Here is a 15970-nt window from a genome sequence, read left to right on the forward strand (position 1 = left end):
ACGGGCGGTGGGCTGAGGCCCTGACCAGCCCTGCGTCCCGACCGGCCCGCATACCGACCGCCTCTGCGCCCCGACCGCCCCCCGGCCGGTCCCTACGCCCCGACCGAGCCGCTCGTCACCGGGATGTCCGGCCACACCTCGCGCTCCAGGCGCCTGCGCTCCGCCCGGGTGCGGGTCGCCGCCTGCTGGTCGGCCATGCTGCCGTCCAGGGCCGGGGCCGCGTGGACGGCGCGGGCCGTACGGGTACGGGCACGGGCACGTTCCGTCCGCGAGGAGGACGCCTCGCGCGAGGGCCCCGCGTCCACCGGGACGGACTCGCCGCCCGACGCCGGGACGCCCGTCTTGTCCGCGGCCTGCTGGAAGAAGCGCAGCAGCTCCACGGGGAACGGCATGACGAGCGTGCTGTTCTTCTCCGCCGCCACGTCCACCACCGTCTGCAACAGCCTGAGCTGGAGCGCGCCCGGTGTGTCGGCCATCGTGTGCGCCGCCGAGGTGAGCTTGCGCGCCGCCTGGGCCTCGCCGTCCGCCGCGATGACCCGCGCACGCCGCTCGCGCTCAGCCTCGGCCTGCTTCGACATGGATCGCATCATGTCCTGCGGCAGCGCGATGTCCTTGATCTCGACGCGCTCGACCCGTACCCCCCAGGGGTCCTCGGTCGGCGCGTCCATCACGGTGCGCAGTTCGGCGTTGATGCGGTCGCGGTCCGAGAGCAGCGTGTCGAGGTCGGCACGCCCGATGACGGAGCGCAAGGAGGTCTGCGCGATCTGTGAGACCGCGGAGGGATAGTCGCTCACGTTGACGAGCGCCTTGACCGGGTCGATGACGCGGAAGTAGACCACGGCGTCGACCGTGACGGTCACGTTGTCGTTGGTGATGGCGCCCTGCGGCGAGACGCCGAGCACCTCGGTCTGGATGGAGACCCGTTCCATGTGGTCGCCGACGGGCCGGATGAGGCGCAGCCCCGGCTGTCTGATGTGCGGCAGCAGGCGGCCGAAACGGAAGACGACCCCGCGCTGGTACTGCTGCACGTTGCGCACGCTCAGCCCCAGCAGGATCACCACGAGGAGCGCCACCAGGACGATGGCGATGACGAGTCCGGTCATGAGTACCAACCCCAGGGCACGAGACATGGGTGTGCCCGCACGTCCCACGGTAGGACTGTTCCGGTACGGGCGCGAACGGCCGCGTACCGGAACAGTCCGGGCGGGAATCGCCCCCCAGGGGGCTTCCGGCTACTCCGTGCGCAGCCCCGTCGCCCGCATCGTGCGGTGCAGCGCCGGGAGCGTCAGGAGCGTCACGAGGAGCATCGTGCCCGCGCCCGCCGCGACGAGCGGCAGGAAGACGAACCAGTCGACGACGTGCTTGTTGATGAGCCGCACCAGCGTCCAGCCGAGCGCGAGCCCGCCCGCCGTCGCGACGCACAGCCCCAGCACGACCGGGATCGCCGTCTGCCACAGCAGGGACCAGGCGAGCGAGGAGCGCCTCGTGCCGAAGGCCGCGAGCGCCGCGAGCAGCCGCTTGCGCTCCCGCAGTTGTTCCAGCAGCGAGACGAGGAGCGAGGCGCCGATGAGGAGCGTCGTCATGATCGCGCCGGCCGCGAGACCGTGCCGCACGCTCGTGTACGTCGAGTCGCGGTGCGAGCTGGTGTACGCCCACATCCGCAGGCTCGGATCGACGGCCATGACCGCGTTGCGCGCCTGGTCGATCGCCAGCGGGTCGTCCGCGGCGGTCTTGACGCGCAGGTTGGTCGAACCGCCGCCCTTGCCGAGGATGTTCGCGTCGATGGCGCCCGGGGTGATGAGGAGGCCGGAGCCGTCGTCGCCCTCGGGGGTGCGGATGCCCTTCACGTCCCTGACGCCCTGCGGGACCCGCCACAGCCTGCCCCGCTTCGTGTCCGGGGCGACGTCGATCTCGTGCCCGTCGCGGGCCACCTGCCACGTCTGGGTGTTGATGTCCTTGTCCCACTCCTCGCGGACCGTCTGACGGGCCCGGAAGACGTCGCCGTCCTCGCAGGAGGGGAGCTTCGCCTTCTCGCGCAGCGTCGCGCAGTCGCCGACCGTGATCCACACCGTGAGCGGCTCGCCGTCCTTGTCGAGCTTCCGCCCGGGACGCGGGGTCTGTGCGTACCCGGTGATCTCCGCCGTGACGCGGCTCACGCCGGGCGCCTTCACGGCCGCCGCGCGCAAGCGCTCGGCGAGCTTCCAGTCGGTGATGTCGCTGGACACCCCGAGGGTCGCACGGGTCGGGTCCTGGCCGGTCATCTTGTCGAAGTCGTCGCCGACCGAGCTGACCATCATCTGGAGCGCGATCGCCCCCGCCACGGCCACCGTGATCCCGCCGACCGCGCGGGCCGCCGTACCGCCGCTGAGCTGGAGCCTGCGCACGGCGAGCTGCCAGGGCACCGAGCCGCCGTGCAGCCGCCGTACGACGAACTCGACGAGCCAGGGCAGCAGCGTCGCGAGCCCGATGAGCGTGAGCGAGGCACCGCCCGCGAGACGGTAGGGGTCGATGCTCTGCGCCTCGCGCTCGGCGGGCGTCGCGCGCAGCCGCTCGTCGGACAGGAGCAGCGCGAGCCCCACGAGCGTGAGGAGCAGCCGCCACCACACCCGGCGCCTGCGGGGCGCGGACTCCCGGAAGACGCCCAGCGGTTCGATGCTCACCGCGCGCAGCGAGAAGAGCGTCACGGCGACCGCGCACACGGGCACGGCGAGCGCGACGAGCGCGGCGATCCCGGGCACGGGCGTGATGTCGTGGGGGAAGGCGCTGGTGCGCGTGATGCTCACGTACGGGGCGAACTGCCGCCCCACGAGGAGGAACACCACCCCCAGCACGAGCCCGAGCACCGCGGCGGCGAGCGCCTCGCCCGCCGCGATCCTGCGCGTACCGGCCGCGTCCGAGCCGACCAGGCGCAGCGCGGCGAGCCTGCGGTCGCGCCGCTCGCCGCCGAAGCGCACGGCGGTCCCGATGAAGAGCACGACGGGGATGAGCAGCACGACGCAGATCATGACGATCAGGGCGACGAGCAGCGGGTCCACCTCGTCGTGCAGATTGAGCCGCTTGCCCCAGCCGTTCCCGTACCCCAGGTCGCTGTGCGGCTTCGTCGCGAGGTCGCCCGGGTTCCCGTAGAAGTACAGCTCGCTCGGCTCGTCGAGGCCGCTCCCGCCGATCGTCCCGGCTTCCTTGTACGGGGCGAAGCGGGCCTTCAGGACGGCGTCCCCCGAGCCGTGGAGCCGGTCGTGCAGCGCGGGCGAGACGAACATCTCGCCGGCCTTCGGGAAGCGGTCGAGTCCGGGCGGCAGGCTCGCCTCCTTGCCCTGCGCGGCGACCAGGAAGCCGCCGATCGTGACGTCCTGGTACTCGCTGGAGCCGTCCGAGATCAGGAAGGCGCGCGGCGACTTCTTCGCCGCGGCGGCCGAGAGCTTCGTCGGGCGGCGGTCGTCGAGGCGCTGGTCCTTGTTGGCGAGGAAGGTCGGCACCGAGGCGGCGACGAGGAGGAGCAGCACGCCGAGGCCGATGCCGACCGCCGTGAGCGTCGTGCGCGTCCAGCCCTCACGGCCCCCCGAGAGGGCGAAGCGCACGCCGAGCAGCAGGTCGCGCGCCCAGGTGGCGAGGCGGCCCGTGGAGGTGGGCGCGGGCGGGGGCGGGGGAGCGGCGCCCGTGTGCTTGTCGAGCGCGAGGGAGCTGCTCATACGAGACGCTCCATGTCCCGGGAGCGGCCGTCCCGTACGACGACCTCGCGGTCCGAGTACGCCGCGACGCGGGCCTCGTGCGTGACGAGGACGACGGCGGCGTTGGTCCCCCGCGCGGCCTCGGTGAGCAGTTCCATGACGCGCTCGCCGTTGAGCGAGTCGAGCGCCCCCGTCGGCTCGTCGGCGAAGACGACGCGCGGCGCGGTGACGAGCGCGCGGGCCACCGCGACGCGCTGCCCCTGGCCGCCGGAGACCTCCCCGGGCCGCTTCGCGGCGAGGTCCTCGACCTCCAGGCGCTCCATCCAGGCGTACGCGGCCTTCTCGGCCTCCTTGCGCTTGACGCCGTTGAGGCGCAGCGGCAGCGCCACGTTCTCGACGCAGCTCAGCTCGGGCACGAGCTGGCCGAACTGGAAGACGAAGCCGAAGTCGCTGCGGCGCAGGGCGCTGCGGCGGCTCTCGGGGAGCGCGCTCAGCTCGGTGCCGTTGTAGTGGATCGCGCCCTCGTCGGGCGGGACGATTCCCGCGAGGCAGTGCAGGAGCGTGGACTTGCCGGAGCCGGAGGGGCCCATGATGGCGACGACCTCGCCCGCGTGGATGGAGAACTCGGCTCCGTCGAGCGCGTTCGTGGCGCCGTAGGACTTGCGCAGTCCCTCGGCGGAGAGCAGGGAGCCCGAGGGGATCATCCGTTCACTTCCTTGGCGAGCTTGCCGAGCCTGGCGGTCGCCAGCTCCAGCCAGCGCAGATCGGCTTCGAGGTGGAAAAGGGCGTGGTCGCAGATGAGCTGGTCGGCGAAGTCGCCCTTCCGTTTGCGTTCGGTGAGCGAGCGCATCAGGCGCAGGTGCTCGGCGCGCTGCACGTCCATGACGTCGTGCGCGTCGCGCCGGGTGAGCAGCGCGAGGACGACCTTCGTGTACAGCGTCGACTGGAGGTACGGCTCGGGCTTCTCGGGTGTCGCGAGCCACTGGGCGACGTCGGTGATCCCGGCGTCCGTGATCGCGTACCGCTTGCGCTCGGGGCCTTCGCCCGCCTCTATCCCGTCGACCTCGACGAGGCCGTTCTTCAGGAGACGGGACATGGTCGAGTAGACCTGACCGTAGTGCAGCGGCTTGTCGTGCCCGAACTTCTCGTCGAAGGCGCGCTTGAGGTCGTACCCGTGGCGTGGCCCCGTTTCGAGGAGGCCGAGGAGTGTGTGACCGATGGACATGGCGAGGACTATACACGGGGGGTATACGCGGGGTGTATAGCCGTCCGGAAGAAGGGCCGGACCCCGGGGGCCCGGCCCGTGACCTGCGGTTCTGCCTCAGTCGCGCTCTTCCGGCGCACCGTCCGCCCGCCCCGGCGGCCTTCCCCTGCGCGGGATCGGGGCCGCCGAGGAAGGCAGCCGGCCCGCCTCGGCGAGGGCGCGGCGGAGCAGGTACTCGATCTGCGCGTTGCTGCTGCGCAGCTCGTCGGCCGCCCAGCGGGCGAGGGCGTCGTGCACCTTCGGGTCGAGCCGCAGGAGGACCTGTTTACGGGCCGGACGCCCCGCCCGCCGCGGACCCGGCCGCTCTCCGGAGGCGGACCCCTCGTCCGCCGCGCTGTCGTTCATCGCCGCCTCGCCCCTCGACCGTGCCGTCCGGCTGCGCCCGTCCGGCTGTGTTGATCAGGCTGTGTGGATCAGGCTGTCTTGTCAGGCCGTGTCGGTCAGTAGAGGGTGCCCGCGTTCACGACCGGCTGGGTCGCCCGGTCCCCGCACAGCACGACGAGCAGATTGCTCACCATGGCCGCCTTGCGCTCCTCGTCCAGCTCCACGATGTCCTGCTGCTGGATGCGGGCGAGCGCCTGCTCGACCATGCCGACCGCGCCCTCGACGATGAGGCGGCGCGCGTCCACGACCGCGCCCGCCTGCTGGCGCTGGAGCATCGCGGAGGCGATCTCGGGGGCATACGCGAGGTGCGTGAAGCGGGACTCGACGATCTCGACGCCCGCCGCCTCGACGCGCGCGTGCAGTTCGAGCGCGAGCTTCTCGGTGATCTCCTCGGCGTTCCCGCGCAGCGAGAGGCCCTCGCCCTCGTGGGCGTCGTAGGGGTACTCGATGGCGATGTGCCGCACGGCGGCCTCGGTCTGCGTCGCGACGAACTCCAGGAAGTCGTCGACCTCGAAGCTCGCCTGCGCGGTGTCCTCGACACGCCACACGACCACGGCCGCCAGCTCGATCGGGTTCCCGTAGGCGTCGTTGACCTTGAGGACGGCCGTCTCGTGGTTGCGCACCCGGGTGGAGATCTTCGTACGGCTCGTGAGCGGGTTGACCCAGCGCAGTCCGTCGACGCGGATCGTGCCCCGGTAGCGGCCGAAGAGCTGGACCACGCGGGCCTCGCCGGGCGCCACCATGTTGAGCCCGGACATCGCGAAGATCGAGGCGATCGCGAGCAGGATGCCGACGACGATGAGCACCGCCTTGGCGCCGTTCGAGTCGACGGCGCTCGCGAGCACCGCGAGCGCGATGCCGATGACGAGGCCGAGCAGTCCGAGGAGCAGGGCGAGCCCGCCGCCGATGCTCTTCGCGGTGAACTCCGTCACGCGCGGCTTCGGCATCTCGGCGAGCTGGCCGGGCGCGAGTTCGTCCCCGTGCGGGGTCTCGGGCGTGGGGTGGGTGGACATGGGTGGTTCCCCCGTTCTGTAGCGGTTGAGGCGGCGGCGACGGCCGTGACCGCTGGGGCGCATCGCCCCTGACCTGGGGCGGCGCGCTCGCGCACGGGGGACCGGAAGGCTCCCGTACCGCCGTTGCCGCGCTCTCAAAGTGATATCAGATTACCCGGGATGGCAACCATCCACACCTCCGCGGAGTCGGTTTCAGTGCGGGACGGTGCTGATTGTCACGTCCGGAAAAGACAGGATCGGGAGCTGTTTGTCCAAGAGCGCGATGTTAGCTTTCAAAGCTGATCGAGCCACGGAGCGCGCGACGGCGCGAGCCACCGTGGACCGCGGTGCACACCACTGAGAAGGAGCGGCCGTCGACATGGGGCGAGCGGACGAGAGGCGGGCACGTCGCGGCGGCGGCGACCCGCGCGGGCGTGTGCGCCGCCTGTTCACGTGGAAGAAGCTGCTCGGCACCTTCTTCGGCCTGTGCCTGCTCGGGATAGCCGGGTTCGTCGGCCTCTACCTGTACGTCGACGTCCCCCAGGGCAACCCCGACGCGACCCAGCAGGCCAACGTCTACAAGCTCAAGGACGGCACCGTCCTCGCCCGCACCGGCCAGCGCAACCGCGAGATCGTCGGCCTCGACCGCGTCCCGAAGGACGTCCAGCACACCTTCGTCGCCGCCGAGAACAAGAGCTTCTACAAGGACAAGGGCGTCGACCTCAAGGGCACCGCGCGCGGCCTGCTCAACACCGTCACCGGCAAGGGCAAGCAGGGCGGCTCGACGATCACCCAGCAGTACGTGAAGAACTACTACCTCACCGCCGACCAGACCGTGAGCCGCAAGCTCAAGGAACTGGTCATCTCGCTCAAGGTCGATCAGAAGTACTCCAAGGACGACATCCTCGCCGGGTACATCAACACGAGCTACTACGGCCGCGGCGCCTACGGCATCCAGGCCGCCGCGCAGGCGTACTACGGCATCGACGCCGACCAGCTCGACGTCGCCCAGGGCGCCTACCTCGCCGCCCTCCTCCAGGCCCCGAGCCAGTACGACTGGGCCGTCGCGACGCCCCACGGCAAGACCCTCGTCAAGAAGCGCTGGAACTACGTGCTCGACAACATGGTCGGCCAGCACTGGCTCGGCGCCGGGGAACGCGCGAAGCAGGAGTTCCCCGTCCCGCACAAGGAACAGCGGGACGCCGGGCTCACCGGGCAGAAGGGCTACCTCCAGCAGGCGGCCGAGAGCGAGCTGATACGCACCGTCGCCAAGAACGACGGCCTCTCGCCCGACGACGCGAAGGCCAAGGTGGACGCGGGCGGCTACACCGTCACGCTCAACATCGACCCGAAGAAGCAGACCCAGCTGGAGAAGTCGGTCAAGAACCGGCTGACCTCGAAGCTCGACCGCGAGAACCGCACCGTCGACGCGAACGTGCAGGCGGGCGCCGCCTCCGTCGACCCGAAGAACGGCAAGGTCCTCGCCCTCTACGGCGGCCAGGGCTGGCCCGAGCACTACACCGACAACGCGACCCGCACCGACTACCAGGTCGCCTCCACGTTCAAGCCGCTCATCCTGACCGCCGCCCTGGAGAACAAGGCGACGACGCAGGACGGCAAGCCCATCACCGCCTCCACGGTCTACGACGGCACGAGCAGGCGCCCCGTCAAGGGCAGCGACGTCGCCTTCGCCCCGCCCAACGAGGACGGCGTCGACTACGGGCGGATCAGCGTCCAGACCGCGATGAACAAGTCCGTGAACTCCGTCTTCGCCCAGATGGGCGTGGACGTCGGCATGGACGAGGTCATGAAGACCGCCGGCAAGCTGGGCATGGACGTCGAGAACGAGCAGGCCGTGCCCGCGCAGACCCTCGGCTCGATGGGCGCGAGCCCGCTCCAGATGGCCGGCGTGTACGCCACGCTCGACCACCACGGCCGCAAGGTCACCCCGCAGATCCTCAAGTCCGTCACGTACGGCGGCGCGGACGTCAAGCTGCCGAGCGCGATCGGCGACCAGGTCGTCAGCCGCCAGAGCGCCGACTCCGTCACCTCGGTCCTCACCGGCGTCGTCGACGACGGCACGGGCAGCGCGGTCCGCAACAACCTCCAGCCGGTCGCGGGCAAGACCGGTACCTCCGACGACAACAAGTCGGCCTGGTTCACCGGCTTCACCCCGGACCTCGTCACCTCGGTCGGCGTCTTCGGCGAGGCCGACAAGCCCGGGACGACGGCCGACGGCACGAAGTACAAGAAGGGCGCGCAGGTCTCGCTGAGCGGCGCCGCGGGCGGCGGCCGGGTCAACGGCGGCGGCTTCCCCGCGCAGATCTGGGCCGACTACACCTTCGAGGTCGCGGGCGCCCCCGAGAAGTTCGACCTCGACACGGACATGGGCGCGGCCACGACCCCGACCCCCGACCCCACCCCCTCGGACACGCCGACCCCCTCGGACACCCCGTCCCCGTCCACATCGGCCCCCGAGGAACCGACCCCGGACCCGAGCACGGAATCCCCGAGCACGGACCCGACCCCGCCGAGCCCCGACCCCACGGACACAGGCGGCGGCGACCTCCCCACGAACACCCCGGACCCCGGCGACCCGGGCGAGGGCCGGCCCTCGTTCCCGCCCCTCCCCGGCGACGGGGACCAGGGGCAGGGGCAGGGGCAGGACGGCAACGGCTTCTGACAGCGAGGTGCCCCCGGCCGCGGAGCGCGTCCGCGGCCGGGGGCACCTCGTCCGTACGGCCCGCGCGTCCGGCCCGACAGCCCGGCACGCCCCGTACGTACGGCCTACGCGTCCAGCTCGAACCACACGACCTTCCCGTTGCCCAGCCGCGTCGCGTCCCACCTGCGCGCGAGCCGCTTCACCAGGTACAGCCCGCGCCCGCCCTCGTCCGTCGTCCGCGCGTTCCGCACCCGGGGGAGCTGCGGCACGTCGTCGCCGACCTCCACCCGGAGCACGTCCGTCCGCAGCAGCCGCAGCGTGACGGGGCGCGTCGCGTAGCGGATCGCGTTCGTCACGACCTCGCTCACCAGGAGCTGCACCGTGTCGATGTGCCGCTCCAGGCCCCAGCGCTCCAGCGCCTCGCGCGCCAGCCGCCGGGCCCGCGAGACGGCGCGCGGCTCCGCGTCGAGGAACCAGAAGGCGACGTCCTGCGGCGCGATCCCCTCGAAGCGCGCGGCGAGCAGCGCGATGTCGTCGTCGCGGTCGCTCGGCCCGAGCACGTCGAGCACCGAGTCGCACAGCGCCTCCAGCGGCGGCGCGTGGTCGGCGCCCGTGAGCCGCGCGGTCTCGGCGAGCTTCTCGGTGAGCTGCTCGATCCCCGTCCACACGTCCCGCAGCCGCGACTCGACGAGCCCGTCCGTGTAGAGCAGCAGCGTCGCCCCCGAGGGCGCGTCCAGCTCGACGGCCTCGAAGTCCACCCCGCCCACCCCGATCGGCGCCCCCGGCGGCACGTCGAGCACCTCGGCGCGGCCGTCCATGTGGAGCAGCAGGGGCGGCGGGTGGCCCGCGTTGGCGACCGTGATGCGGTGCGAGACGGGGTCGTAGACGACGTACACGCACGTCGCCATGCGGTCGCTGCCGAGCCGCTGCGCCTGCTCGTCGAGGTGGTGCAGGACCTCGGTCGGCGGCAGGTCGAGCCCCGCGAGGGTCTGCGCGGTGGTCCGCAACTGGCCCATGATCGCCGCCGAGGTCATCGAGTGGCCCATCACGTCGCCCACGACGAGCGCGACGCGTGAGCCCGGCAGCGGGATCGCGTCGTACCAGTCGCCGCCCACGCGTGCCGTCTCGGCGGCCGGGAGGTACCGGCTCGCGAGCCGCACCCCGGTCGCGTTCGGCAGCGTCTCGGGGAGCATCATGCGCTGCAACTCGTCGGCGATGTACGCCTCGCGCCCGTACAGCACCGCCTTGTCGACGCCGAGTGCGGAGTGGGTCGCGAGCTGCGCGGCGACGAGGAGGTCGTCGGGCGCGAAGGGCACGCGCTCGGGGGCGCGCAGGAAGACGGCCGCGCCGATCACGCGGCGGCGCCCGCGCAGCGGCGCGAGGATCGCGCGCCGCCCGTCGACCCCGGCGAGCGGCGGTACGGCGTCGGCCCCGAGCAGTTCGGGGAGCGCGGCCCGCGCCGCCTTCGAGCCGCCGAAGAGCGGCCTGACGCCGCGCAGCACCTCGGCGAGCGCACCGCCCGGCTCGACCTCGCACGTCTGCGCCCCGCGCACCGAGCCGTCCGGGAGGGGCGTCGCCGGGAGGAGCGCTCCCGAGAGCGTGTACTGCCCGGTGAGCATCCCCGGATCGGGGATGCGGTCGGTGCGGCGCAGCCGCAGCACGAGCGGCCCGGTGGGGCGTTCGTCGCCGACGGGCAGCGGGTCGCGGAGGTAGACGAGGATCGCGTCGGCGAAGACCGGCACGCTCGCCCGGCACAGGCCCATGACGATCTCGTCGAGGTCGATGCCGCGCGCGATCCGGCGCGTCGCCGCGCCGACGAAACGCAGCCGCTCGCCTTCCGCGCGCTCGCGCTCCTGTTCGCTCGGGTGCGCTGAGGTCTCCTCGTTGAAGGCGCGCGGCGCCGAAGTGCCGCCCGCGGGCGCGGCGTCCGCGCGCGGCCGGACCGGCTCGGCGGCGGTGGGGGCGCCCCCGTCCCTGGAGTCCCGGGCGTGGCCACCGCCCTCGGCGCGCTCGCGCTCCTGGCCGGCCGGCGCCGCGTGCGCGGCGGGGACCTGCGGCGCGGGCAGGGGCTGCCCCGCCGCGCCGTGCGCGGCGTGCAGCAGGCCGCCCGGCGCCTGCGGGTGGGGGGTGGGTTGCTCGGTCACGCGTGTCGAATCCGTCCGTCCGGCTGAGCGGCCCGCGCTCAGACGCGCCGGCAGTTCAGGAAGAGCTGGAACTCGGGAGGGGTGTCGGTGCTGGCGGGGGCGTACGAGTACGAGTCCTCGCCGGCGATCTCGAACCCGGCATCCCGCACGGTACGGCGCAACTCCTCGCGGAGGTAGCCCGATACCCGGATCTCGTGCCCCAGGAACGGAATCGCCGCGTCGTCCAGGTCGGCCTCGACCATCGACAGCGCGAGCAGCCCACCGGGGTTGAGGAGGGAGCGCAGGGAGCGCAGGGCGTGCGGGATCTCCGGGCGCGGCAGCATGAGCAGCGTGAAGAAGCACGTGATGCCGTCGAAGCGGCCGAGCCCCTCGGGGCCTTCGGCGCGCAGCGAGGCGAGGTCGCGCCGGAGGAACCGGGCCCCGGGCACGTGCGTCGTGGCCAGTTCCACCATGCCGGGCGACAGATCCACCCCGGTGACGTCGAACCCGGCCTCGACGAGGCCCTTGGCGGTCGGCAGCCCCGTACCGCTGCCCACGTCCAGGACCCGCGCCCCGGCGGGCAGTTCCTTCGCGAGCCACTCGCCGGCCGCGAGCTGGCCCTCCTTGTGCGGGAACGCCTCGTCGTAGCGCTGCCCGATCGCGTCGAAGGCCGCCGCCTGCCCGGCGCGGTCCGGTGTACCGGCCCCGTATCCCTCGTACCCCACGCTCACGTACTGTCCGCCCCTCGTTGACTCTCCGTCAACCTCCGTGCACGCCACGGCGGTTGCGCCCCCACTTCGGGCCGTCTCGCGGAGCTAGATCCTACGTTTGCCCCTCCGGGGGGCGGCAAGAGTCTCATGAGCCCGGCCTCGCGGTCTCATGCCGTCACCCCGGCCGGTAGCCGGTCCCAGTCGGCGGGGAGCGACGGTACGGGCCAGGAGGGCTCGGGTCGCCACTCGGCCCACGGCTCGCTGAACGGGGCGCCCCAGGCCGCGATGAGCGCGACGGCCGCGCGGCCCGCCTCGCGCACCCCGGCCGCCGTCTCCGCGCTCATCAGCCCGTCCGCGCACGCCTGCGCGAACTCGTCCTCGTCCCGCCAGGACCAGGAGCGGTCCCGCTGGACGTCGATGTCGAGGAAGTGGTCGACGGAGTCGACGCCCGCCGGGTGCCGGCGCAGCGGCTGCTCCAGGTTCACGTACCAGTTCCTGAAGGTCCAGTCCTCGTCCCACCACAGCCACACCGACCACGGTTCACCGGCACGGGCGAGCTTGAGGACCCCGTTCCCCCACCAGGGCTCACGCCCGGTGGTACGGGGGCGCGTGTACCGGCTCGCGAGCGGCTCGGCGTGCACCGGGGTCCCGTCCGCGAAGACCGGCCGCACGCACTCCGTACCGGGCGCGAGCCAGGCCACGAGGCGGTCCCCGGTGTCCTCCACGACCGTCATGGGGCGACAGATGTGGATGCCCTCGTCGCCACGGGTCCCGTTGGCGCGATAGCGCCACAGGATGGGGGTCCCTGGGGACCAGCGGGGGACGGCGGTTTCGTGAGGCATGCGCGGATTTTACGCCCGCCCCCGCCGCCCCCGGCCGCCCCCGCCCTACGGCCTGGTCATCCGCAGCACGTCGAGCGCGGCGTCGAGCTGCTCCTCCGTCAGGTCCCCGCGCTCCACGTACCCGGACTCGATCACGACCTCGCGGATCGTCTTCCGCTCGGCGAGCGACTTCTTCGCGACCTTCGCCGCCTCCTCGTACCCGATGTACTTGTTGAGCGGCGTCACGACGGACGGCGAGGACTCCGCGTACTCGCGGGCCCGCTCCACGTTCGCCGTGATCCCGTCGATCGTGCGGTCCGCGAGGAGCCGCGAGACGTTCGCGAGCAGCCGCACCGACTCCAGCACGTTCTTCGCGATGACCGGCAGCATGACGTTCAGCTCGAAGTTCCCCGCCGCCCCCGCCGCGCCCACGGTCGCGTCGTTGCCGACGACCTGCACGGCGACCTGGAGCACCGCCTCGGGCAGCACGGGGTTGACCTTGCCCGGCATGATCGAGGAGCCCGGCTGGAGGTCGGGCAGATTGATCTCCGCGAGGCCCGTGCGCGGCCCGGAGGACATCCAGCGCAGGTCGTTGGCGATCTTCGTGAGCGAGCCCGCGATCGTCCGGAGCTGCCCGGAGGTCTCCACGAGCCCGTCGCGCGCCCCCTGTGCCTCGAAGTGGTCGCGGGCCTCGGTGAGCGGCAGCCCGGTCACGCGGGCGACCTCGGCGATGACGGCGGCGGAGAAGCCGGGCGGCGTGTTGATCCCCGTACCGACCGCCGTGCCGCCGAGGGGCAGCTCCGCGAGCCGGGGCAGCGAGGCGCGCAGCCGCTCGATCCCGTACCGCACCTGCGCCGCGTAGCCGCCGAACTCCTGGCCGAGCGTGACGGGTGTGGCGTCCATGAGGTGGGTGCGGCCCGACTTCACGACGTCGGCGAACTCCTCGCTCTTGCGCGCGAGCGCGGCGGCGAGGTGGTCGAGCGCGGGGATCAGGTCGTGCGTGACGGCGGAGGTCGCGGCGATGTGAAGGGAGGAGGGGAACACGTCGTTGGACGACTGCGAGGCGTTGACGTGGTCGTTCGGGTGCACGTCGGCACCGAGCCGCTCCGTGGCGAGCGTGGCCAGGACCTCGTTCGTGTTCATGTTCGAGGAGGTCCCCGAGCCGGTCTGGAAGACGTCCACGGGGAAGTGCGCATCCCAGCGGCCCTCCGCGACCTCGTCGGCCGCCGCCCGGATGGCCCCGGCGCGCTCCGCGTCGAGCACCCCGAGTTCGGCGTTGACCTTGGCCGCCGCCGCCTTGATCTGCGCGAGGGCGCGGATGTGCGCGCGCTCCAGGTGCTGGCCCGAGATCGGGAAGTTCTCGACGGCGCGCTGGGTCTGGGCGCGGTACTTCGCGTGCGCGGGCACCCGCACCTCGCCCATCGAGTCGTGCTCGGTGCGGAACTCGGGCGCGGCGGCGGACTCGGGGGTCGCGGACATGGAACGGCGCTCCTCTCCATCGGGGACCCGCGCGGGACGGCGCGGGGGCTCTATGGAGGCAGCGGCGGGGCGGGGGCGGATATTCCGCGCGAGGCGGCGCGCGGCCGGGCGGTACGGGGCCGGGCGGTACGGGCACGGGGCGTGGTGTCCCCGTACCGCCCGGACCTCCGGTCAGCCGAGTCCCGGGCCCCGTACCGGGATGCTCGTGAAGGTCGGGGCCGGGGCGGGCTCGGTGAAGAAGTCGTTGCCCTTGTCGTCGACGACGATGAAGGCCGGGAAGTCCTCGACCTCGATGCGCCAGACGGCCTCCATGCCCAGCTCCTCGTACTCGACGACCTCGACCTTCTTGATGCAGTCCTGCGCGAGGCGCGCGGCCGGGCCGCCGATGGAGCCGAGGTAGAAGCCGCCGTGCGAGGCGCAGGCGTCGGTGACCTGCTGCGAACGGTTGCCCTTGGCGAGCATGACCTTGGAGCCGCCCGCGGCCTGGAACTGCTCGACGTAGGAGTCCATGCGCCCGGCCGTCGTCGGGCCGAAGGAACCGGAGGCGTAGCCCTCCGGGGTCTTCGCGGGGCCCGCGTAGTAGACCGGGTGGTCCTTGAGGTACTGCGGCAGGCCCTCGCCCGCGTCCAGCCGCTCCTTGAGCTTGGCGTGCGCGATGTCGCGCGCGACGACGAGCGGGCCGCTGAGCGAGAGGCGGGTCTTGACGGGGTACTTCGTCAGCTCGGCGAGGATGTCGTCCATGGGCTGGTTGAGGTCGATGCGCACGACCTCGTCCGCGCCGTCCTCGGAGAGGTGCTCGTCGGTCGTGTCCGGCAGGAAGCGGGCCGGGTCGGTCTCCAGCTGCTCCAGGAAGACGCCCTCGGCGGTGATCTTCGCGACGGCCTGGCGGTCGGCGGAGCACGAGACGGCGATGGCGACCGGGCAGGAGGCGCCGTGCCGGGGCAGGCGCACGACCCGCACGTCGTGGCAGAAGTACTTGCCGCCGAACTGCGCGCCGATACCGATCCTCTGCGTCAGCTCGAAGACCTTCTCCTCCAGCTCCTTGTCCCGGAAGCCGTGCCCGAGCGGGGAGCCCTCCTCGGGCAGCTCGTCGAGGTAGTGCGCCGAGGCGTACTTCGCCGTCTTGAGCGCGAACTCGGCGCTCGTGCCGCCGACGACGATCGCGAGGTGGTACGGCGGGCAGGCGGCCGTGCCGAGCGAACGGATCTTCTGCTCCAGGAACTTCATCATGGAGGACTCGTTGAGGACGGCCTTCGTCTCCTGGTAGAGGAAAGACTTGTTGGCGCTGCCGCCGCCCTTGGCCATGAAAAGGAACTTGTAGGCGCCGCCGTCGGTCGCGTACAGCTCGATCTGGGCGGGCAGGTTCGAGCCGGTGTTCTTCTCCTCCCACATGGTCAGCGGGGCCATCTGCGAGTAGCGCAGGTTGAGCTTCGTGTACGCGTCGTAGATGCCGTGCGCGAGCGCCTTCTCGTCCTCGCCCGAGGTGAGCACCTGCTGGCCGCGCTTGCCCATGACGATCGCGGTGCCGGTGTCCTGGCACATGGGCAGGACGCCCGCGGCGGCGATGTTCGCGTTCTTCAGCAGGTCGAGGGCGACGAACTTGTCGTTCGAGCTGGCCTCGGGGTCGTCGATGATGCGGCGGAGCTGCGCGAGGTGGGCCGGGCGCAGGTAGTGCTGGATGTCGTGGACCGCCTCGGCCGCGAGCGTCCGCAGCGCCTCCGGATCGACCTTGAGGAAGGTCCGCCCGTCCGCCTCGAAGGTGGAGACCCCCTCCGAGGTCACCAGCCGGTACGGCGTGGTGTCCTCTCCGGTGGGCAGCAGATCGGTGTACGCGAACTCCGGCATCGTGACGCTTCCTCGTGTGGGT

Annotated in this window: 12 protein-coding genes; 1 reads left to right on the forward strand and 11 read right to left on the reverse strand. The window is 72.3% G+C overall.

Annotated features, from left to right (window positions below; all coding sequences use genetic code 11):
* Positions 1-92: 92 nt before the first annotated feature.
* The 6 genes from STTU_RS21255 to STTU_RS21280 all read right to left on the reverse strand — a co-directional run bounded on the left by STTU_RS21255 (position 93) and on the right by STTU_RS21280 (position 6329).
* On the reverse strand, positions 93-1103 hold the full coding sequence (locus STTU_RS21255; RefSeq protein ID WP_007826640.1) for an SPFH domain-containing protein: 1011 nt from the start codon (positions 1101-1103) through the stop codon (positions 93-95).
* 129 nt (positions 1104-1232) lie between these two features.
* On the reverse strand, positions 1233-3689 hold the full coding sequence (locus STTU_RS21260; protein WP_043255885.1) for an FtsX-like permease family protein: 2457 nt from the start codon (positions 3687-3689) through the stop codon (positions 1233-1235).
* The gene (locus STTU_RS21265) at positions 3686-4372 is read right to left on the reverse strand and encodes an ABC transporter ATP-binding protein (RefSeq protein WP_043255887.1); all 687 of its coding nucleotides are present in this window, start codon (positions 4370-4372) and stop codon (positions 3686-3688) included. Before STTU_RS21265 ends, STTU_RS21260 begins: the two co-directional genes overlap by 4 nt.
* A complete protein-coding gene (locus tag STTU_RS21270) occupies positions 4369-4893 on the reverse strand; it encodes a PadR family transcriptional regulator (protein WP_007826646.1) in 525 nt (174 codons plus the stop codon). The genes STTU_RS21265 and STTU_RS21270 overlap by 4 nt, the downstream gene beginning before the upstream one ends.
* Positions 4894-4989: 96 nt before the next feature.
* Positions 4990-5277, reverse strand: a complete 288-nt coding sequence (locus tag STTU_RS21275) for a hypothetical protein (RefSeq protein ID WP_043255889.1) — start codon at positions 5275-5277, stop codon at positions 4990-4992.
* A gap of 95 nt (positions 5278-5372) precedes the next feature.
* Positions 5373-6329: an SPFH domain-containing protein gene (locus tag STTU_RS21280; RefSeq protein WP_007826651.1), complete on the reverse strand. Its 957-nt coding sequence runs from the start codon at positions 6327-6329 to the stop codon at positions 5373-5375.
* Between the two features lie 358 nt (positions 6330-6687).
* Here STTU_RS21280 and STTU_RS21285 point away from each other — a divergent pair, with 358 nt between their 5' ends.
* Positions 6688-8991, forward strand: a complete 2304-nt coding sequence (locus STTU_RS21285) for a transglycosylase domain-containing protein (protein ID WP_007826652.1) — start codon at positions 6688-6690, stop codon at positions 8989-8991.
* Positions 8992-9095: 104 nt separating this feature from the next.
* On the opposite strand, the gene STTU_RS21290 is transcribed toward STTU_RS21285, so the two are convergent.
* From STTU_RS21290 to STTU_RS21310, 5 genes are all read right to left on the reverse strand, one after another.
* The gene (locus tag STTU_RS21290) at positions 9096-11114 is read right to left on the reverse strand and encodes an ATP-binding SpoIIE family protein phosphatase (RefSeq protein ID WP_007826653.1); all 2019 of its coding nucleotides are present in this window, start codon (positions 11112-11114) and stop codon (positions 9096-9098) included.
* Between the two features lie 38 nt (positions 11115-11152).
* Positions 11153-11824, reverse strand: a complete 672-nt coding sequence (locus STTU_RS21295; protein WP_043255892.1) for a class I SAM-dependent methyltransferase — start codon at positions 11822-11824, stop codon at positions 11153-11155.
* A gap of 146 nt (positions 11825-11970) precedes the next feature.
* Positions 11971-12645, reverse strand: a complete 675-nt coding sequence (locus tag STTU_RS21300) for a DUF402 domain-containing protein (RefSeq protein WP_199785034.1) — start codon at positions 12643-12645, stop codon at positions 11971-11973.
* A gap of 45 nt (positions 12646-12690) precedes the next feature.
* Positions 12691-14103: a class II fumarate hydratase gene (locus STTU_RS21305; protein WP_007826660.1), complete on the reverse strand. Its 1413-nt coding sequence runs from the start codon at positions 14101-14103 to the stop codon at positions 12691-12693.
* A 171-nt stretch (positions 14104-14274) separates the two neighbouring features.
* Entirely contained in the window at positions 14275-15948 is a 1674-nt protein-coding gene (locus STTU_RS21310) for a fumarate hydratase (RefSeq protein WP_007826662.1), read from the reverse strand.
* Between the last annotated feature and the right edge of the window lie 22 nt (positions 15949-15970).

Source organism: Streptomyces sp. Tu6071, from assembly GCF_000213055.1.
Classification (GTDB): domain Bacteria; phylum Actinomycetota; class Actinomycetes; order Streptomycetales; family Streptomycetaceae; genus Streptomyces; species Streptomyces evansiae.

Bases quoted from the DNA above. Each gene is read 5' to 3' on its own strand.
- STTU_RS21255 (WP_007826640.1), bottom strand. From the start codon at position 1,103: ATGACCGGACTCGTCATCGCCATCGTCCTGGTGGCGCTCCTCGTGGTG.
- STTU_RS21260 (WP_043255885.1), bottom strand. From the start codon at position 3,689: ATGAGCAGCTCCCTCGCGCTCGACAAGCACACGGGCGCCGCTCCCCCG.
- STTU_RS21265 (WP_043255887.1), bottom strand. From the start codon at position 4,372: ATGATCCCCTCGGGCTCCCTGCTCTCCGCCGAGGGACTGCGCAAGTCC.
- STTU_RS21270 (WP_007826646.1), bottom strand. From the start codon at position 4,893: ATGTCCATCGGTCACACACTCCTCGGCCTCCTCGAAACGGGGCCACGC.
- STTU_RS21275 (WP_043255889.1), bottom strand. From the start codon at position 5,277: ATGAACGACAGCGCGGCGGACGAGGGGTCCGCCTCCGGAGAGCGGCCG.
- STTU_RS21280 (WP_007826651.1), bottom strand. From the start codon at position 6,329: ATGTCCACCCACCCCACGCCCGAGACCCCGCACGGGGACGAACTCGCG.
- STTU_RS21285 (WP_007826652.1), top strand. From the start codon at position 6,688: ATGGGGCGAGCGGACGAGAGGCGGGCACGTCGCGGCGGCGGCGACCCG.
- STTU_RS21300 (WP_199785034.1), bottom strand. From the start codon at position 12,645: ATGCCTCACGAAACCGCCGTCCCCCGCTGGTCCCCAGGGACCCCCATC.
- STTU_RS21305 (WP_007826660.1), bottom strand. From the start codon at position 14,103: ATGTCCGCGACCCCCGAGTCCGCCGCCGCGCCCGAGTTCCGCACCGAG.
- STTU_RS21310 (WP_007826662.1), bottom strand. From the start codon at position 15,948: ATGCCGGAGTTCGCGTACACCGATCTGCTGCCCACCGGAGAGGACACC.